The sequence below is a fragment of the Microbacterium sp. LWO12-1.2 genome, from assembly GCF_040675875.1.
Taxonomy (GTDB): Bacteria; Actinomycetota; Actinomycetes; order Actinomycetales; family Microbacteriaceae; genus Microbacterium.
Genome location: NZ_JBEGII010000001.1, coordinates 476,610 through 496,036, shown reverse-complemented (window position 1 = coordinate 496,036; position 19,427 = coordinate 476,610). Strand labels below are relative to the sequence as shown.

General features: G+C 69.8%; 15 protein-coding genes. 4 read left to right on the top strand and 11 right to left on the bottom strand.

All coding sequences use genetic code 11. The annotated features are described in order from the left end of the window. Positions 1–64 precede the first annotated feature (64 nt). The 4 genes from MRBLWO12_RS02305 to MRBLWO12_RS02290 form a co-directional block, all read right to left on the bottom strand. Complete coding sequence (locus MRBLWO12_RS02305; protein ID WP_363552297.1) at positions 65–1,528, bottom strand: GMC family oxidoreductase; 1,464 nt, start codon at positions 1,526–1,528, stop codon at positions 65–67. Positions 1,529–1,531: 3 nt separating this feature from the next. Then, positions 1,532–2,971: an aldehyde dehydrogenase family protein gene (locus tag MRBLWO12_RS02300; RefSeq protein ID WP_363552295.1), complete on the bottom strand. Its 1,440-nt coding sequence runs from the start codon at positions 2,969–2,971 to the stop codon at positions 1,532–1,534. A 226-nt stretch (positions 2,972–3,197) separates the two neighbouring features. After that, the gene (locus MRBLWO12_RS02295) at positions 3,198–4,778 is read right to left on the bottom strand and encodes an HNH endonuclease signature motif containing protein (protein ID WP_363552293.1); all 1,581 of its coding nucleotides are present in this window, start codon (positions 4,776–4,778) and stop codon (positions 3,198–3,200) included. Between the two features lie 439 nt (positions 4,779–5,217). After that, on the bottom strand, positions 5,218–5,655 hold the full coding sequence (locus MRBLWO12_RS02290; protein WP_363552291.1) for an Lrp/AsnC family transcriptional regulator: 438 nt from the start codon (positions 5,653–5,655) through the stop codon (positions 5,218–5,220). 152 nt (positions 5,656–5,807) lie between these two features. Here MRBLWO12_RS02290 and pdhA point away from each other — a divergent pair, with 152 nt between their 5' ends. From pdhA to MRBLWO12_RS02275, 3 genes are read left to right on the top strand one after another with little or no spacing between them, the layout of a single operon-like run. Further along, the gene (gene pdhA / locus MRBLWO12_RS02285) at positions 5,808–6,932 is read left to right on the top strand and encodes a pyruvate dehydrogenase (acetyl-transferring) E1 component subunit alpha (RefSeq protein ID WP_363552289.1); all 1,125 of its coding nucleotides are present in this window, start codon (positions 5,808–5,810) and stop codon (positions 6,930–6,932) included. After that, positions 6,929–7,960 carry an alpha-ketoacid dehydrogenase subunit beta gene (locus tag MRBLWO12_RS02280; protein ID WP_363552287.1) on the top strand — a complete coding sequence of 344 codons (1,032 nt, stop codon included), beginning with the start codon at positions 6,929–6,931 and terminating at the stop codon, positions 7,958–7,960. The genes pdhA and MRBLWO12_RS02280 overlap by 4 nt, the downstream gene beginning before the upstream one ends. Continuing rightward, positions 7,957–9,348: a dihydrolipoamide acetyltransferase family protein gene (locus MRBLWO12_RS02275; RefSeq protein WP_363552285.1), complete on the top strand. Its 1,392-nt coding sequence runs from the start codon at positions 7,957–7,959 to the stop codon at positions 9,346–9,348. Before MRBLWO12_RS02280 ends, MRBLWO12_RS02275 begins: the two co-directional genes overlap by 4 nt. A gap of 21 nt (positions 9,349–9,369) precedes the next feature. Here the strand turns inward: MRBLWO12_RS02275 and MRBLWO12_RS02270 are convergent, their stop codons facing one another. The 4 genes from MRBLWO12_RS02270 to dhaK all read right to left on the bottom strand — a co-directional run bounded on the left by MRBLWO12_RS02270 (position 9,370) and on the right by dhaK (position 15,031). Further along, positions 9,370–10,656: a sensor domain-containing protein gene (locus tag MRBLWO12_RS02270; RefSeq protein ID WP_363552283.1), complete on the bottom strand. Its 1,287-nt coding sequence runs from the start codon at positions 10,654–10,656 to the stop codon at positions 9,370–9,372. 164 nt (positions 10,657–10,820) lie between these two features. Beyond that, positions 10,821–13,295 (bottom strand): phosphoenolpyruvate--protein phosphotransferase, encoded by a 2,475-nt coding sequence (gene ptsP / locus MRBLWO12_RS02265; RefSeq protein ID WP_363552281.1) that lies wholly within the window; start codon positions 13,293–13,295, stop codon positions 10,821–10,823. Beyond that, positions 13,295–13,939, bottom strand: coding sequence for a dihydroxyacetone kinase subunit DhaL (gene dhaL, locus MRBLWO12_RS02260; protein ID WP_363552279.1), 645 nt, complete (start codon positions 13,937–13,939; stop codon positions 13,295–13,297). The genes ptsP and dhaL overlap by 1 nt, the downstream gene beginning before the upstream one ends. A 99-nt stretch (positions 13,940–14,038) precedes the next feature. Beyond that, positions 14,039–15,031, bottom strand: a complete 993-nt coding sequence (gene dhaK / locus MRBLWO12_RS02255) for a dihydroxyacetone kinase subunit DhaK (protein WP_363552277.1) — start codon at positions 15,029–15,031, stop codon at positions 14,039–14,041. 148 nt (positions 15,032–15,179) lie between these two features. Here dhaK and MRBLWO12_RS02250 point away from each other — a divergent pair, with 148 nt between their 5' ends. Beyond that, positions 15,180–15,947 (top strand): IclR family transcriptional regulator, encoded by a 768-nt coding sequence (locus MRBLWO12_RS02250; RefSeq protein WP_363552275.1) that lies wholly within the window; start codon positions 15,180–15,182, stop codon positions 15,945–15,947. 54 nt (positions 15,948–16,001) lie between these two features. Here the strand turns inward: MRBLWO12_RS02250 and MRBLWO12_RS02245 are convergent, their stop codons facing one another. The 3 genes from MRBLWO12_RS02245 to MRBLWO12_RS02235 all read right to left on the bottom strand — a co-directional run bounded on the left by MRBLWO12_RS02245 (position 16,002) and on the right by MRBLWO12_RS02235 (position 19,358). After that, positions 16,002–17,534: a GMC family oxidoreductase gene (locus MRBLWO12_RS02245; RefSeq protein WP_363552273.1), complete on the bottom strand. Its 1,533-nt coding sequence runs from the start codon at positions 17,532–17,534 to the stop codon at positions 16,002–16,004. A gap of 126 nt (positions 17,535–17,660) precedes the next feature. Then, positions 17,661–18,662, bottom strand: coding sequence for a helix-turn-helix domain-containing protein (locus tag MRBLWO12_RS02240; RefSeq protein WP_363552271.1), 1,002 nt, complete (start codon positions 18,660–18,662; stop codon positions 17,661–17,663). Positions 18,663–18,746: 84 nt separating this feature from the next. After that, on the bottom strand, positions 18,747–19,358 hold the full coding sequence (locus tag MRBLWO12_RS02235; protein WP_363552269.1) for a TetR/AcrR family transcriptional regulator: 612 nt from the start codon (positions 19,356–19,358) through the stop codon (positions 18,747–18,749). Positions 19,359–19,427 lie beyond the last annotated feature (69 nt).

Sequence of the window (19,427 nt, the reverse complement as noted above, 5' to 3'; positions counted from 1 at the left end):
ACGCGCTCCCGGTGCAGAGAAGAACCCCCGTCTGTTCGCAGGCGGGGGCTCTTCTCTGCTCGGCTCAGCCCTCCAGCACGAATCGAGCGCCGCGTTCGCCGATCATCGCGGCGGGGGCGTTCGTATTGCCGGTGGGCACCGTGGGGATGACCGAGGCGTCGATCACACGCAGACCCTGGATGCCGTGCACGCGCAGCTGCGGGTCGACCACGGACTCCGCGTCGGTCCCCATCCGACACGTGCCGACCTGGTGGTGGTAGGTGATGGCGGTGCGGCGCACCCAGTCCTCGACATCCGCATCCGCGACGTCCGGGCCCGGATACACCTCAACCGCTCCCCACTCCTCCGCGAGGGCCGGGCGCGCACCGATCCGCCGGCACTGGCGCACCGACGCGGCGAGCGACGCCACATCGCGGTCGTCCGCGAGTGCGGCGAGGTCGATGAGCGGCGGGTCGGCGAGCCCTGGCCCCGACAGCGTCAGAGCACCGCGGCTGTGCGGCGTGACGAGCCCCGCCATCAGCGAGAACCCGTCGTCGCCGCGCGGCTCGAGCTCACCCCACATCGGTACCGAGAACAGGATCGGCTGCGTGTCGGGCTCGGCGAGGTCGTCGCGGCTGCGCCAGAACAGGTGCGTCTGCGTGACCGAGACGCCCGGCTGCGGCGGCCCGACCGGCTTCTCCGTGGTGAAGATCACGGGCGACAGGAGGTGGTCGTGGAGGTTCTTGCCCACGCCCGGCGAGTCCTGCACGACCGGGATGCCCAGCGCCTCGAGCTCGGCTGCGGGGCCGATGCCCGAGCGCAGCAGGATCACGGGCGTGCCGATGGCGCCCGCCGACAGGATGACGTCGTCGGCACGCACCTCCTCCGCCGCCTCGCCCTCCCCCAGTCGCACGCCGACCGCACGGCCATCCTCGACGATCACGGAGTGCACCTCGCGGCCGGTGAGGATGGTCAGCCTGTCGGCGACGGGTTGCGCGTATGTCGTCCAGGTGTTCGCCCGGCGGCCGTCGCGCATCGTCACCTGCTCCTGCGAGATGCCGTCGAGCGTTCCGCCGTTGTAGTTCGGATTGCGCGGCAGGCCCTCCTGCACCGCGGCGTCGATGATGGACGCCTGGATCGGAGAGAGCGGGTAGTCGTCGGTGACAGGAAGCAGGTCGTTCTCGATCGCGGTGAACACCGGCTCGACCTCGGACCACCCCCAGCCTGTGGCCCCGCCGCGCTCCCAGCCGTCGTAGTCGGAGGCGGCGCCGCGCACCCAGATCATGGCGTTGAGCGCGTGCGATCCGCCCGTGACCTTGCCGCGCGGCAAGTGCAGTCGGCGGTCGGCCGCGTGCTTCTGCGGCACGGTGAAGAAGTCCCAGTCGTCAGCGGAGTGCCACAGCTCTCCTGCGCGTGAGGGGTCGTGGATGGCCGGGTTGGTGTCGTAGTTTCCCGCCTCGATGAGCGTGACGTCGACCCCGGCGTCCACCAGACGCCGCGCGACGATCGCACCCGAGGTTCCCGCGCCGACGATGATGACGGACCCCACGGGTCAGGCCTTCCGACCGGGGCCGGAGACGACCTGGGTGACCGCGACGGACTTGAGCCCCTCGACGCCGAACTCCAGCCCGTAGCCCGAGCTCTTCACACCGCCGAACGGCACCATCGGGTGCAGCCCGCCATGTGAGTTGATCCACACCGTGCCGGACTGCATGCGCGATGCCGCAGCGCGTGCCGCCTCGGGATCGCTCGACCAGACCGAGGCTCCGAGGCCCACATCGACCGCGTTCGCGAGCGCGAACGCCTCATCGACGTCGCTGTAGCGGATCACGGGGAGCGCGGGACCGAACTGCTCCTCCTGCACCAGGGCCGCGTCATTGTCGATGTCGGCGACGATCGTGGGGCGGTAGAACAGCTCGCCGAGCTCGGGAGCGGCCTCGCCGCCGGTCGCGATGCGCGCGCCGCGGCTCTTGGCGTCGTCGACCAGGCGGCTCACGATGTCGAACTGTGCGCGGTTCTGCAGCGGGCCGAGCACGTTGTCCTCGTCGAGCCCGTTGCCGATCGGGACGGATGCCGCGATCTCCGCGAGCGCGTCGACGACCTCGTCGTACACGGAGTCGTGCACGTAGAGGCGCTTGAGCGCGGCACAGGTCTGCCCGGTGTTGATGAAGGCCCCCCAGAACAGGTCCTGAGCGATGCCGGCCACATCCGTATCCGGAAGCACGATGCCGGCATCGTTGCCGCCGAGCTCCAGTGTGAGGCGGGCGAGGTTGCCTGCGGAGCTCTCGATGATGCGCCGGCCGGTGGCGGTCGATCCGGTGAACATGATCTTGTCGATGTCGGGGTGCGAGGCCAAGCGGGCGCCGACCTCGCGGTCGCCCGAGACGCCGATCAGCACATCGGCCGGCAGGTGTTCGTTCATCACAGCGAGCATCGCCAGCACGCTCAACGGCGTGTACTCGCTGGGCTTGGCAACGACCGTGTTGCCCATGCGCAGCGACGGCCCGATCTGCCAGATGGTGATCATGAGCGGCCAGTTCCACGGGCCGATCGCGCCGACGACGCCGGCGGCCTTGTAGACGAGCTCGGCGTGCAGGGTCTCGTCATCGACGAGCACCTGCGATTCCAGCACGGTCGCGGCGTTGGTGCGCAGCCAGGCGGAGCAGGCGCCGAGTTCGAACCGCGCGTTCGGACCGTTGAGCGGCTTGCCCTGTTCGCGCGAGAGGAGGTAGGCGAGCCCCTCGGCGTTCGCGTCGATCGCATCGGCGGCGGCGAGCAGCAGTTCGATGCGCTTCTCATGCCCGAGCGCCTCCCAAGCGGGCTGCGCGGCCTTCGCGCGCGCGATCGCGTCGTCGAGCTCGGCGACGGAGTGCACCGGCGCGCGACCGATGATCTCTCGCGTCGCGGCATCCGGGATTTCACGTCCTGCGCCCTGCGGCGCCTGGATGCGGTCGAGCAGCGCAGCAGCTGCGGAGGCGGCGGATTCGGACATCGGGACTCTCCTTCGAGCGGGATGCGGCCAGCGTGAAGAGACTGGTCGTCTTCTCATTCTCGATCGCCCCCTTCTCCCGCACTTGTCGAGGAGCGCGCCGCAGATGTCCCAGTGCGAAGGGATGCTCCAGTGCGAAGGGATGCTCGAGCGCGCGGCAACTCACGGTCCGCGGTGGTCGGGACGCCGCACTCCCCCAGGGTCTGAGGCTTGCCCACTCGCTGCACCCCTACCGTCTGAGCACGGTGCGCTGCCGGGTCACACGCGTGAGGGGCGACGGGGGTCGTGGTGTGCGCCATCGTCGTGTGGGGTCCCACCAGGCGGGCCCGCGAACGGTGGGGAGACCGTTGTCCATGCGGATCTCCCACCCCGACGTGTCGAGGGTGCGGTGGTGGTGCCAACACAACGCAACACCGTTGTCGGTATGGGTCGGCCCGCCGCGGGCATGTTCTTGCACGTGGTGGATCTCGCACCAGGAGGCGGGGACATGGCATCCGGGGATCAGGCATTCCGTGTCGCGGAGGGCGATCGCTCGGCGTTGAGGTGTGGTGAAGATGCGGTCCGTGCTCCCGATGCCGACGATGCGGCCGTCCGGGTCGAACAACACCCGTTGGATGGTGCCGCCACACGCGGTGTGTCGGGCGGCGGTGATCGTGGTCGGGGTGTCGATCCCGTCCACCGACGCCCACCCGTGCCCGGTCGCGTAGTCTTCCGCGGTCACGGACACGATCAGTGTCGGTGCCGCCCCACCGAGTTTCGGTGTCTCGTCATGGCGGGCGGCGATCCCCAGCACCGCCGCCAACGCATCGTGCTGCTTCTGCGCCCGGGTGCGCGGGTCGACCTGCCCGCCCGGATCCCCGGACGGCAACACGTCACTGGCACGATCCGCACGATCCTGCGCATCCTGCGCATCCCGCGCGTCACCGTCGTCGGAGGGTGCGAACTGCACACCCGGCATCGGGGGCCCGTCGACTTTCGGGTTCAGATACGCGTCCCAGATCCGCTGCAACTGTCCCGCGGTCTCCGGCAACAGGTCCCCGTGGATGGGGATGAGTCCGTTCTTCGCCCGCCCCAGGATCACCCCGCGACCCCGCATCGCGATCTCCTCCGCCGGCTCGGCCCCGTCGGGGTCGAGGAACATCACGATGCGTTGCGCGAGGATCCGCAGATCCTCCGGCGTCGCCGCCGGCCCGGCGTGCCCACCGTCGACATCCGCATCCGCATCCGCATCCGCATCCGCATCAACATCAACGTCAACATCAACATCAACATCAACATCAGCCTCGATGTCCTCGGCGATGTCCCGCCCGCGCGCCCATGCCGCCAGTTCCGCGTCCGCCCGCAGCCGGTCCACCGCACCGACACGCCCGCGCGCCTGTTCGATCGGCCCGGTCGCCGCCAACAACCCGGTGATCCCGACCGCCCCGTCCACCAGCGCCGCCCGCAACTGCGGCCACAACGCCGGCAGCCAGCCTCCGGAACTGATGTCCACGTCCCGCCGCACCAGTCGTGCGGCCTTGATCACCCGTCCCGCCCCCGCCGCGTCCGTGCGCAGCACCCGTTGCAGCAGTTCGCTCATGCTGCGGCACCCGAACTGTCCACAGAACGCCGCATCCCCCGACCCCGCCGGTCGTGCCGGTACCGAGGCCACCGTCTCCACGATCAACGCTTCCGCCCGCCGCACCACCTCACCCGCCGCGCGCAGCACCGCGAACTTCTCGGCATCCGACGACCCCGCCACCGACCCCGCACGCACCACCCCGTCGAGGTCGCTGACGACCTGGTCGAGCACATCCACGGGGTGGTTCATACCCCCAAGTCAACCCGAGACCACCGACATTCCCACCCCAGATTCACCCGAAAACAGCCCAGGTCAGGCTAGTATTCCGGAACACGATGCCGACCCACTCACCCTGCACAGCGACCCCGAAAAGCGACCTCTCCACAGTCTTCGCCCGGACACCCGCGCACTCGATCCAGCGGCAGTCGCCGACTGCACGGCATCCCGTCGAGTGCACGACCTCTTCGCGCAGGCTTCCCGTGCACTCGCGAACACCCCGTCCACTCGCGAACAGCCCGTCCACTCGCGAACACCCCGTCCACTCGCGAACACCCCGTACACTCGCGAACACCCCGTACACTCGCGAACACCCCGTGCACTCGCGAACACCCCGTCCACTCGCGAACAGCCCGCCTACCCGGCGACAGGCCACAACCTACGGGCGACGAGTGACCACAGAACCCCACCCTCACACCCGGGTGAAGTCCTCGAAGATCAGGATCGTGCGGGTCGAGCGGATCGACGGGATCGCCTGGATGTCCTCCAGCACGATGCGGCGCAGGTCACGGGCGTCGCTGGCGCGTACCAGCAGGATGACGTCGTAGTCTCCGCCGACCAGTGCCATGTGCTCGATCTCGGGGATCGCGCGCAGCCGGGCGCTCACGTCCTGCCACGTCGCCTGCTCGATCGCGAGGGTCACGTAGGCGCTGGCGTGGTGCCCGAGCAGCACCGGATCCGTGCGCACCGAGTACCCGGTGATCACTCCAGCATCCGTGAGCCGTTTGATGCGCGCGTGTGCGCCGGCACGCGAGATGTGCACGGCATCCGCGATCGCCGTCATCGAGGCGCGTGCGTCGCGGCGCAACTCCTCGAGGATCGCGTGGTCGACCTCGTCCAGCACGGCCATGGGAACCCCCTCGTTCTGTCACCGAATTCTGACACTTCGGCACGGGAAACGGCAATTACCGGTCGTTCATCCAGTATTCCGAGCCTTGTCTTGGACGACTGTCGCGAAAGAGGCAAGCTTGCCCCATCGAGTTCGGCAAGGAGGGCGAACGGATGCTGCACGCTGACCTGCTCCCGCGAGACACCACGGTGCGTCTGATCGACGAGAACGGCACCGTCGTCGCGGATGCGCACTACGCACTACCCGACACCGACACCCTGGTGCGTGCCTACCGCGGCCTGGTCGAGGGCCGCCGCATCAACGATCAGGCCGGCGCTCTCGTGCGCCAGGGTCGCCTCGCGGTCTACCCCTCATCGCACGGCCAGGAGGCCTGCCAGGTGGGAGCGTCGATGGCGATCGGTGACGCGGACTGGCTGTTCCCGACCTACCGCGATTCGGTCGCCGTGATCGCCCGCGGCGTCGAGCCAGCCGATGCGCTGGTGCTCCTCAAGGGCGACTGGCACTCCGGCTACGACGTCCGCGCGCACCGCGTCGCTCCGCAGACCACCCCCCTCGCGACCCAGCTGCTGCATGCGGTCGGGTTCGCCCAGGCCGCGAAGCATCGTGGAGAGGACACGGTCGTGCTCGCGCTCTGCGGCGACGGCGCGACGAGCGAGGGCGACTTCCACGAGGCCATGAACTTCGCGGCAGTGTTCCACGTGCCGGTCGTCTTCTTCGTGCAGAACAACGAGTTCGCGATCTCGGTGCCCCTGTCCCGGCAGACGGCGGCGCCGTCGCTGGCACACAAGGCGATCGGCTACGGGATGCCAGGCCAGCGGGTCGACGGCAACGACGTCGCCGCCGTGCTGGCCGTGCTCGGCGCGGCCGTCGACCGTGCCCGCAGCGGCGGAGGTCCCTCGCTCGTCGAAGCGCACACCTACCGGATGCAGGCGCACACCAACGCCGACGACGACACCCGCTACCGCGAGCGCGAAGAGGTGCAGGCATGGGTGGCGCGGGATCCGCTGGTGCGTCTGCGCGCCCACCTCACCGGCATCGGCGCACTCGATGACGAGGTTGACGCGCAGTTCGCTGCCGGCGCCGAGACCATCGCCGCCGCGATGCGCGCAGCGCTGAACACCGACACCGACCTCGACCCTGAGGACCTGTTCCGCTTCGTCACCGAGACGCGCTCACCGCAGCTCGAGGAGCAATGGACCCTGCTGCGCGGAGAGATCGAGCGCGGACAGCTCGATGCCACACAGACTGCACCGATAGCGACCGGAGGCCACCGATGACCATCGCACACGACGACATCCGCCTCACCGACCGATCGGAGCGCGAAGTGGCCACCCTCAGCATGGCGGCGGCCCTGAACCTGGCCCTGGCCGACGCGATCGAGCACGACCCCGACGTGGTGGTTTTCGGCGAGGACGTCGGCGCACTCGGCGGGGTGTTCCGCATCACCGACGGACTCACCGCGCGCTTCGGTGAAGACCGCTGCTTCGACACTCCCCTCGCGGAGTCCGGCATCGTCGGCACCGCCGTAGGGATGGCAATGAACGGCATGCGCCCCGTGGTCGAACTGCAGTTCGATGCGTTCGCGCTCCCCGCCTTCGAGCAGGTCGTCAGTCATGTCGCCAAGCTCGGCAACCGCACGCGGGGCGGGATGCGGATGCCGATGGTGATCCGCATCCCGTTCGGCGGAGGCATCGGCGGGGTCGAGCACCACTGCGACTCCTCCGAGGCGTACTACGCGCACACGCCAGGGCTCACGGTGGTCAGCCCGTCCACTCCGCAGGATGCGTACTCGCTGCTCCGAGCGGCGATCGCCTCGCCAGACCCCGTGATCTTCCTGGAGCCGAAGAAGCTCTACTGGACCAAGGGCGAGGTCGACACCACGGTCACGGCCGCGCTCGGCTCCGCCCGCATCGCCCGCGATGGCACCGATGTCACGCTGCTCGCCTATGGCGCGTCCGTCGCCTTGGCACTGGAAGTCGCGGATGCTGCCGCCGCAGAGGGGCGCAGCGTGCAGGTGGTCGACGTGCGCTCGCTCTCGCCCTTCGACGACGCGACCGTGACGGCGGCCGTGAGATCCACGGGAAGGGCCGTCGTGATCGCCGAAGCCCCGGGGTACGCCTCGGTCGCCTCCGAGATCCAGGCGCGCGTCTTCGAGCGCTGTTTCGAGTTCCTCGCCGCGCCGGTCCGAAAGGTCACCGGTTTCGATGTGCCCTATGCGCCCCCGAAGCTCGAGCACTGGTATCTGCCCGATGTCGACCGCGTTCTCGACGCGATCGACACTCTGCACTGGGATGAGGACGCATGAGCGCGCCGAGCACCACCACCCATGTCTTCCGCCTGCCCGACCTCGGAGAGGGACTGACCGAGGCCGGACTCGTGCAATGGCTCGTGGCGGTCGGCGACACCATCGCGACCGACCAGCCGATCGCCGAGGTCGAGACCGCCAAGAGCGTCGTCGAGCTCCCCTCCCCCTTTGCTGGCATCGTGACGGCGCTGCACGGAGAGGCCGGTGACACGATCGATGTCGGTGCGCCTGTGCTCGAGGTGGCGGATGCCGCACCGACCTCCACGGCGCAGAACGAGGTGGAGCATGAGGCCTATCGCGAAGAGGAGCGCGCCGGGTCCGGCAACGTCCTGATCGGCTACGGCACCACGGAGAGCCGGTCGAAGGGACGTCGTCGTCGACCGGCTGCCGCGGGTATCCGCTCCGGCGCGACCCCGTCGGCGCCGGTCCCGGCCGCTCCGACGGAACCTGCAGCTGATCGAACTCTCGCAGCGGATCGACGCCCCGTGGCCGTGCGCTCTCCTCTCGTCCGGCGCCTGGCGCGCGATCTCGGCCTCGACGTGCACCTGATCGCCGCCACCGGTGCCGACGGCGCCATCACTCGCGCCGACGTGCTGCGGGCCGCGGTCGACAATGCCGTGGACGGCGCCGCCGCGCATCAGCGCGACGCCGCGGCGCGCACTCTGCCACCCCCCGGCGACACACTCGATGGGCTCACCGTGCACGCACGAGAGCGGATGTCGCCACTGCGGCGGGCAGTGAGCGCGAAGCTCAGCCGCAGCCGGAGCGAGATCCCCGAGGCCACGGTCTGGGTCGATGTGGATGCCACCGAGCTGTGGACCCTGCGCGCGCAGATGGCGCCGGTCGACGGAAAAGCCCCGTCAGTCACGGCACTGATCGCCCGCTTCGTGCTGCTCGCCCTCGAGGAGTACCCGGTTCTCGCCTCGCGCCTCAGCGACGACGGCGAAGAGCTCATCTCGTTCGACGGTGTCAATCTCGGGGTCGCCGCCGACACAGAGCGCGGACTCATGGTGCCGGTGATCCCGAGCGCGCACACCCTCACGATCGAGCAGCTCGACGTGAGTCTGCGCGAGCTCGCCGCGACAGCGCGCTCGGGGTCGATGCCGCCCGATCGACTGCGCGGATCGACCTTCACGCTCAACAACTACGGTGGGCTCGGAGTCGACGGCTCGGCAGCGATCATCAATCATCCCGACGTCGCGATCCTCGGGATCGGTCGCATCATCGAACGCCCGTGGGTGGTCGACGGTGCGATCGTCGCCCGACGCATCGCCCAGCTCTCACTGGTGTTCGACCACCGGGTCTGTGACGGCGGTTACGCGGCGGGGTTCCTCCGCCGCGTGACAGACCTCATCGAGCATCCGCTCCGCGTGTTCGGGCGGATCTGAGGCGAAGCCGACGCCGCAGGGTCACCTGAAGTCGGGCGTCGGCCACATTGTCGCATCCGCGACCGTGATCCCGACGATGACAGCAGCAGGATCCGATGCAGCCCGATCGGTGCGGAAGCGGAACACATGCCCGTCCCGTGTGGACGCGTCATACCATTCGTCGCCGGACGACACGACGCTCACCGAAGTGCCGCCGGGATAGGCGGCGACGGCGTCGGCGACGAGAGCTCCGACCCGCACATCGCCGCGCGACGGGAGCACGGTTCCGTCCTGGACGGCCTCGTCGTGCGTGCGCGAGTTGCCGACAGTGATCGAGGAGATCTTGGTGTCGTCCTCCTCCTGCACGTCGATCTGCATCGACGCGGATCCGTCGGCGTTGGTGAGCGTCCACGGGCCGCCGTCATACGTCGGCTCCTGGACCTGAGCGCCTTCGACAGCGGCGAGTGCTACGTCGACGGTGTCCGAGAGGAGGATCGGTCCCACGCCGTCCGCTGTGATGGGCCATTCGCCCCACGGCGCCGCGGCGTCTGTCGTGGGCGGCTGCTCGGGCGTGGGCGGGTTCGCCGTCAGATCTTCGAAGAGCGCCGCGCGCGCTTCCTCCGCGCGGTCGCGGAGAAGGTCGGCGGTCGCCTGCGCATCGGCCGGGCTCTCTGGAAGTGTGGGGTGCCACAGCTGCACGATCACGTTGCCGACGGCAGCGAAGGCATGGAACATGCTCCCTCCGCCCTCGATCTCGTCGATGCTGAGAGTGCCTGCGAAGGCGCGAGCGTTGTCACCGGGTTCAGCTGTGACGGAGTCGAAGATCGCCGGCCCGTTGTAGTCGAACCTCGCGCATTGCTCCGCCGCGGCCACGAGCTGGTCCATCCGGGCCTGTGCTTGGGCCTCGTCCGCGAACTGGAGGACGTGCAGTCGCCCGATGCCCACCTCCGGGTCTGCGGGGACGTCCCACGACACCGTGCGCGAACCGACGCTCCGCAGCGACTGCTCGGCGAACAACGCGAAGCAGATCGCGGGTGCCGGTTCCGGTCCTCCTCCATCCGAGATCTGTTCCAGAGTCGATGACGGGTCGCTGATCTCGGTGGCCCCTGGCAGCACCCGCGCGATCTCCTCAGGCGTGAGCAGCAGCAGGTCGAGCTCGTCCCCGACGAAGACCGCTGGCCCGTTGTACGGTTCCGGACTCGTGGACGCGGAAGGAGACGGCGAGGTCGCGGGCACGGGTTCCGGGGCGCAAGCCGCGAGCCCCAGAGCCGCGGCAGCCAGAACGGCTCCGATGACCCCGATCGTGCGGATGGATGTGGACCGTGTCATGCGGAGCCCCCCGGCTTCTCGAGTCGCGCTCCTGGGCGCGTATGGCTCCGAGCTTAGGGGTCGCGCACGGCGAAGCGCATGCTTTCAGGAGTGTCGCGATCACAACGATACGGATCCCATGCCGCGCGACGTATATAGTGCCGCGAGCGGTCGGTGTGATGCCGTCAGGGGCGGTCTGAGCCGGCGAGAACGGCGGACGTCGCAGCCCTGGCATCATCCGCTGTAGCCGCCTCCAACACCGCCTCTGCGGCCGTCCGGCAGACGTCTTCGGTCACTGCGGCGAGCGCTGCGGCCACGCGTCCGAGCGAGCGCGGAGTCATCGACAGGGACGTGACGCCGAGCCCGATGAGCACCGCCGCCAGTGCGGGGTCTCCCCCTGCCTCTCCGCAGACACCGACCGGCTTCCCGGCCGCACGCCCCGCCTCCCCGACCATGCCGATCAGACGGAGCACGGCCGGCTGCCACGGATCGTTCAGATCACCGAGGTCGCTGAGCAGCCGATCCGCCGCGAGCGTGTACTGCGCCAGGTCGTTGGTGCCCAGACTGACGAAGTCGACGACCTCGAACAGCTCGGCGGCCAGCAGAGCGGCGGAGGGCGTCTCGATCATGATGCCGACGCGGGTGAGGCCGACCGCGCGCGCACGGTCGGCGAACTCTCTCGCCTCATCCACAGTCGCGACCATGGGGGCCATCACCTCGACCAGCGCGGATTCCGCTTCGGCCGCCTGCGCGAGCGCGCGGAGCTGATCGTCGAGCAGGGCGGGGGTGCGTCGCGCGATGCGCAGGCCACGCACGCCGAGCGCCGGGTTGTCCTCATGATCTGCGTTCGCGAACGGGAGGGGCTTGTCGCTGCCGGCGTCGAGAGTGCGGACGACGACCTTACGGCCGGGGAACGCGGCGAGCACGCCGCGGTAGGCAGCGACCTGCTCATCGACGGTCGGGGCATCCACACGGTCGAGAAAGCAGAACTCGGTGCGGAACAGGCCGACGCCCTCGGCGTTCGCCGCTGCGGCGTTCACGGCATCCGTCGCGCCACCGACGTTCGCGAGCAGCGCCACACGGCGTCCGTCTGCGAGTGCTCCCTCACCGTCGAAAGGCACGACGGTCGCGGCGGCCATGGCCGCCGCGATACTCGACTCCGCCGGGTCCACCTCGACCGTGCCTCGATCGCCGTCCACCAGCACCACGGCCGCGTCGAGGATCACTGTCGCGCCGGAGACGCCGACGATGGCGGGCAACCCGAGCGATCGGGCGATGATCGCGGTGTGCGACGTCGGACCGCCCTGTTCGGTGACGAGCGCCACGCACTGGCCGCCCTCCAGGGCGGCGGTGTCGGCGGGAGCGAGATCTGCTGCCACGAGCACGAAGGGCTCATCGCTCTCGGGCACTCCGGGCATGTCGACCTCGAGGATCTCGGCGATGATCCGGTCGCGGACGTCGCGGATGTCGGCGACGCGCTCCGCCATCCGTCCGCCGAGTGCAGCGATGCTCTTCTCGTGCGCACCGGCCGTCTCCCAGACGGCTCTGGCAGCGCTCCGGCCCTTGCCGCGCACGAGCGCGGTCGCCTCCGACACCAGCTCGGGGTCCGAGGCCAGCAGGCGGGACGCGTCGAGGATCGCCCTCGTCTCGCCAGTCGCCTGCGCAGTGCGAGATCGCAGCTGATCGGCGACGGCCACGGCGGCCCATTCGATCGCCGAGGCCTCGGTCTCGCGCTCATCCGCCGGGATGGTCACGGCGGCATCGGGTTCCGGAAGCGCGGGAGCGAGATGCCGCACCGGCGCGGCGACGCTGCCAGGGCTCACTCCGCGCCCTCGGAGCACCGTTCCGGAAGCGATCGGCTCGTGCGGCACCGGCGCCACCACTGGCTCCGAGACCGACACCGCCCCGGCAGGAGCAGACGCGACCGCCGTCCCCTCACCGAATCCGTCGTCGAACAGGGTCGCGAGTCGCTCGAGGGCAGCCGCCGCTGCGGGGCCGTGCGCCGAGAGCTCGAGTTCGTCACCCTGCCGCGCGCCCAGCACGAGCAGGCGCGACAGGCTCGCCGCCGAAGCCTCAGGACCGTCGGGCAGACGACGCAGCCGCACATCCGCACCGGCGGACGCCTCGGCGATCAGTGCCGCGGGCCGTGCATGGATGCCGAGCGGATTGCGCACCCGCACGCGGAGCGTCTGCGCCTCGCCCGAGGCGGGCCGCGTATCCGCGGAGGTGGGCACCGGGGCCTCTTCCCCGAGCTGCCCCGTCTTCGCCCCGAGTGCCGCTGAGGCCTCGGCGGCGACCGCATCGAGGGAACCTCCCGCTGCGGCCGACACCACGGCGGCGAGCAGTCCCTCGACGAACGGCGCCGGCGCCAGGCGCACGGGCACGTCGCTCATGCGCAGCTCCAGTGCGAGCTCTGCGCTGAGCACCGCGGAGCCGAGGTCCATCAGCACCAGCACCCCGTCGCAGTCTCCGGCCAGCTCATCGATCGCGGCAGCGACCGCGACGGCATCCGTTCCGAGGATCGGCGTGCCATCGGCATCCGTCCCCGCCCCGGCAGCCACCTGCACGCGCACCCCTGCGCCCTGCACCATCTGGAGGGCAAGCTCGAGAGCCGCCTCCCCGAGCCGTGCGCTGTGGGAGACGGCGACGATGCCGATCATCAGGAACTGCCGGCGATCGCGGCGGCGAGCGTGTCGAACAGGATCGCGGTCGATGCCGCCCCCGGGTCGAGGTGGCCGGCGCTCCGCTCACCCAAGTAGCTGGCGCGGCCCTTGCGGGCGACCAGCGGGAGGGTCGCATCGCGCCCTGCCGCCGCGGCGTCGGCAGCGCTGCGAGAAGCGGATGCGAGATCCGCTCCCCCGGCGATCGCAGCGTCGAAGGCATCGACCGCGGGAGACATCGCGTCGAACATCGTCTTGTCCCCGGCTTCCGCCTTGCCGCGCGCGACGATGCCCTCGAGCCCCGCCCGCAGCGCGCCGGCGAGGCCCGCCGCATCCAGTTCACTCACCGCGCCCGCCGTCATCCCCATCCGCAGGAAGAGCGTGCCGTAGAGCGGACCGCTCGCGCCGCCGACCGAGCTGACTAGCGTCATGCCGACGCCTTTGAGCAGTTCGTCCGCGGTGGCGGGCGCACCCGCATCCAGCTTCTCGACGACGGCGGTCATGCCGCGCGCCATGTTCGAGCCGTGGTCCGCGTCGCCGATCGCGGAGTCGAGCTCGGTGAGCCAGTCCCGCTTCTCGACCACCGCGTCACGGAAGCGAGTGATCCAGTCGAGCAGGGTGGTGGTTCCGATGGTGTCAGTCATGCAGGTTCTATCCTTCTGTCGGTTCCGGGGCGCGGAAGATGATGCTCATGAAGCCGAACCGGTGCCTTCCCGCGACCGGAGCTGCTCAACGAGGTCTGCTCAGGCGCCCCAGCGAAGTCCGGGGGTGTTCACGGGCGCGTCCCACAGACGCAGGAGTTCGTCATCCGCCTTCAGCACCGTCACCGAGCATCCGGCCATGTCGAGCGAGGTGATGTAGTTGCCGACCAGGTTGCGCACGATCTGCACACCGGCCTGCTCGAGAAGAGCTGCGACCTCGCCGTACATGAGGTACAGCTCGATCTGCGGGGTCGCGCCCATGCCGTTGACCATCACGATCGCGGGTCCCGTGAAGTCCAGGTCGCCCAGGATCGGCTCGACGAGCTGGCGGGCGATCTCGGATGCCGGTGCAAGTGGCTCGCGGTGACGCCCCGGCTCGCCGTGGATGCCGATGCCGATCTCCATCTGGTCATCCGGCAGGTCGAACGTGGGCTTGCCCGCCGCCGGCACTGTGCAGCTGGTGAGCGCCATACCCATCGACCGCCCCTGGCCGTTGATCCGCTGCGCGAGGGCGACGACGGAGGCGAGATCCTGTCCTTCTTCGGCGGCCGCACCGACGAGCTTCTCGAGCAGCACGGTGAGACCGACACCGCGACGACCGGCCGTGTAGAGCGAGTCCTGCACGGCGACGTCGTCATCGACCACGACAGTGCCCACCTCGATGCCCTCCATCTGGGCGAGCTCGGCGGCCATCTCGAAGTTGAGCACGTCTCCGGTGTAGTTCTTGACGATGTGCAGCACGCCGGCCCCGCGGTCGACAGCCTTGGTGGCGGCCTGCACACGGTCGGGGGTCGGCGAGGTGAACACTTCACCGGCGACGGCGGCGTCCAGCATGCCGGGGCCGACGAATCCGCCGTGCAGCGGCTCGTGGCCTGATCCTCCGCCGGAGACCACGGCGACCTTGCCCTGCGCCTTGGGCACGGCGCGGGTGATCACGTGGGTCTCGAGATCCACCGAGAGTTCGGGATGGGCGAGCGCTGTGCCTTTCAGCGATTCGACCAGCACGTCTTCCGGGGCGTTGATGAGCTTCTTCATCGTGCGATCTCCTTTGATCTCTTTCGCGAAAATCGGAAAGCAATTCGTTAATGTCGAATATGCTCGGAGCCAGTCGGCTTGTCAAGATCAATCCGGAAGCCCGACGCAGACGCCGGCTCGACGAGGAACCGGAAGAGAGGACGGCCGAGTGATCCAGGCCATCGACCGCGCCGCGAAGGTGCTCGAACTGCTGCAGGGCGCCCGCCACCTCGGCATCACCGATCTCGCGGCCGCGCTGAGCCTTCCGCCGTCGACCGTGCACGGCATCGTCAAGTCGCTCCGCGCGCACGGGCTCGTCGCCAAGGAGCGCGGTGGGCAGCGGTACATGCTCGGCCCCACGCTGCTGCGGCTCAGCAACGTCTACCTAGACACGCTCGACGTGCGCGCGAGGGCGATGCGCTGGACGCAGGAGCTCGCGCGACGCACCAGCCTGCCGGTACGACTCGGCGCACCGCACTTCCACGAGGTGCTCGTGATCCATCACGACCTGCGCCCCGACGACAGCCAGCAGATGCTGGAGACCGGCGTCGCGATCCCCGCACACGCCTCGGCGATGGGCAAGGTGCTGCTCGCCTACGACCAGGACTTCCAGCGGAGCGTGTTCGAACAGCCGCTGCGCAGCCTCACCGGCGACACCATCACCGACGTCGCACGACTCATCCTGGAACTGCCGGCGATCGCCGAACGCGGCAGCGCGAGCGAGATGGACGAGGCCGTGCTGGGCGAGTCCTCGGTCGCCGCTCCCGTCGCGGATGCCTCGAACGACATCGTCGCCGCGGTCGCCGTGGTGATGCCGACGTCGCACGCCCCCGCGTCGGATGCTGTGCTCAACGCGCTGCGCGAGACGGCGCGCAACATCTCCCGCGAACTCGGGGCGACATCGTGGCCGCCACGCGTGGCGCCCGCCGAGGACTGAATCGTCCCCGACGGGCGCGGGCCGGTCAGCAGGCCCGGAGCGGACCGCGCTGGATCAGACCGCGGCGAGCAGGAAATCCGCCGCTCGCTCGCCGATCATGATCGACGGCGCGTTCGTGTTGGCGCTCGGCACGAACGGCATCACCGACGCATCGGCGACACGGAGTCCGCGCACCTCGCGCACGCGCAGCTGCGGATCGACCACCGCCTGCTCGTCGACACCCATCCGGCATGTGCCGACCTGGTGGTGATAGGTGCCGACCGTGCGCCGCGCGAAGTCGCGCAGCTCATCACGCGTCGTCACCGCGGAACCCGGCGCGAACTCCGCCTTGCGGAACGGCGCGAACGCCTCCTGCGCGCCCACCCCGCGCACCAGCTCGATCGCATCGACCATGGCCTCGAGGTCGCGCTCATCGGCGAACACGTTCGGATCGGTCAACGGCGGCACAGCGGCGTCCGGCGAGGCGAGACGGATCGTGCCGCGCGAGTACGGACGCACGATCCCCGCGGCGATCGTGTAACCCTGCGCCGGAGCGGCACCGCCGTCCGTGGGGTACGGCACGTGGATGAAGAGCGGCTGCAGGTCGGGCGCCGACCCCTCGACCTGCGAGGAGCGCGCGTAGAGCTGGCTCTCCAGCAGGTTCCAGCGGCCGGCCGGCACCGGGTCGATCGACTCGTACATCACGCTCACCAGCAGATGGTCGTGCAGGTTCTCCCCCACCCCTGGCAGGTCGGCGACGACAGCGATACCGAGCTCGTCGAGATGCGCCCGCGGTCCGATGCCCGAGCGCAGCAGCACGGCCGGGGAGCCGATCGCACCCGCGCTCAGCACGATCTCGGCGTTCGCCCTGGCCACATGCACGACGCCGTCCAGCGAGTACTCCACCCCGACGGCGACGCCGTCCTCGACGAGCACGCGATGCACGAGGGCGCCGGTGGTGACGGCGAGCGCGGGGTTCCCGAGGATCGGGGCCACGAACGCCTGCCAGGCGGAGGCGCGCTTGCCGTCCTTGGTGGTGGTGTGGTTGAACCCGGCACCGTCGAGGGTGTCACGATTGAAGTCGTCGGTGGCGGGGATGCCGCTCGCGATCGCGGCCTCCACGAACGCTGCGGCGACCGGGTTGCGGTGATCCTCGGGGATGCGCTCGACGTGCAGCGGTCCACCAGCGCCGTGGTGCTCATCGGCGCCGTCGGCATGATCCTCTGACTTGCGGAAGTACGGCTGCACCTCGTCCCACGACCAGCCCTCGGCGCCGGCCTCGACCCAGCCGTCGTAGTCGGTGCGGTCGCCCCGCATGTAGATCATGCCGTTGAGCGAGCTCGATCCGCCCAGCGTCTTGCCGCGGGGCCAGTACAGCACCCGCCCTCCCAGATGCTGCTGCGGGGTGGTCATCACCGCCCAGTCGTCGCCGGACATCAGCAGCGCGGGCCATCCCTGCGGCGAGTGGATGTTCGGGTCGACATCCGGCGCGCCCGCCTCGATCACGTGGACCGTGCGGCCCGCATCCACCAGCCGGCGCGCGATCGCGCTGCCGGCCGAACCTGCGCCGACGACCACGTAGTCGGCGACCTCTGTGAGCTCAGTCATCTCGTTCCTCCTCGAACGGCAGGCGTCGGATTCGCCCGCTGACGAGGCCAGCATCCCGCGGAGTAAGGCGCACGGGGCCGCTCCAGCGCGCACGGCGGTGTGCCGCACGTGCACGGATGCCGGCGGTCAGTGCTCCGGGGCGGAATGGGCGCGGAACTCGCTCGGCGAGACGCCGAACTGCTGGCGGAACGCACGGGCGAAGGACGCGGCGTCTGTGAAGCCCCAGCGCGCACCGATCGCGGAGATCTGCTGCTCGTTCTGGGTGACGTTGCCGAGGTCACGACGTGCGGCGTCCAGACGACGCGCGCGGATCCAGCCGCTGACGGTGTCGCTGTTCTCCTCGAACAGCTTCTGCAGGTAGCGCACCGAGACATGGTGCGCGGCAGCGACCCCCGAGACGCTGAGCTCGGCATCTCCGAGGTGATCCGCGATGTAGAGCTCGACCCGGGCGAGCAGGGAACGCCGCCGCGCCTCCTCGCCGACACCGCCCTCACTGTCGAGTCGCTCGCCCAACGCGGCGGCGACCATGTCGAACACGGCGTCTGAAAGCGGCAGCCGGTTCTGCAGGGTGCCGTCAGCGAGCGCGCCGTCGAATGCGCGGAGCAGCGCCGACGCGATCGCGCCAGAGCCGCTCTGCCCGGAGAATCGGGAGGCCGTCAGACCCCGGAGCCTGCCGCGATCGATGCGCAACGCCTCGATCGGGAACATCACGACGAGCATGCGGAAGGACGAGTCGAAATCGAGCGAGTACGGGCGCGTGGTGTCGTACAGCGCGAAGTCCCCTGGCGCGAGCACCGCATCCCGCCCGTCCTGGATGATCGTGCTGTGCCCGCGCAGCTGCACGCCGAGCTTGATGTGTCCGGGGTCGTCGCGGGCGATCTCCGAGCGGGTCCTGCTCACGCGCACGGCCGATCCGGCGACGCTGCTGACCGACATCGGCCCGAGGGTCTGGGCGATCAGGCGGCCGTCGAACAGGGCCCTCGTCTCGGGGTCGGCCGACCAGGCGCGCAGCGGCACGAAACTGCGGTTGACGGCATCCGTCCACATCTCGAACCGCTCGGTCGACGCGACGGCGCTGGTGTCGATGACGACGCGATCGGCCAGGGCTGAACCCGTCGTGTCGTGCATGCGTCCTCCTCGCCTCATCGCGTGACGGACAGCATACGCCCCACTTGTGGGGGTCAGAACGACCGGGTCACGTCTCGCGCAGCGTCACCGCGACTGCAGCCCGTCGAGTGTGACGCGCAGGATGTCTTCGCCGAGCTCCGCCGGGTCCACCGCACCACCGGGGCGGTACCACTCGACGACCGAGTTGATCATTCCGAACAGGAGCCTGGTGGCGACAGCGGCCGAGATGTCGTCGCGGATGAGCCCCTCGCGCTGCGCCTCGCGCACGATCGCGGTCACCCGCTGGTCGAACACACGACGGCGGGCCAACGCGGCCAGCTCGACGTCACTGTTGCCGCGCACTCGCAGCAGCAGCGTGACCGAGGGGAGCTTCGCCGTCAGCACACGCACCGCGCCTCGCACGATCGACCGCACCCGTTCCGATGCCTCGCTGTGCGCAGCCTCGGCCTCGTCGACCACGGCCTCCAGCGCGTCGAGCGCGTCATCCAGCGCAAGGGCGAGGATCGCCGACTTGGACTCGAAGTGGTGATAGAGCGCGGACTTGGTCAGCCCGAGCTTCGCGGCGAGATCCGCGATCGATGTGGCGTCGTACCCCTGCTCGTTGAACACCGTGACGGCGACCGTGAGCACCTGATCGCGGTCGTACCCCGGCCGCCCGCGTCGTGCGGGCGTGGGCGGGTCGTCGTATGCAGCCATGCCCCCAGTCTGGCATCGGGCGCGTACCGGGCCGGGTTGCCAAGCGCGGCGCGATCTGCGATCATTCCT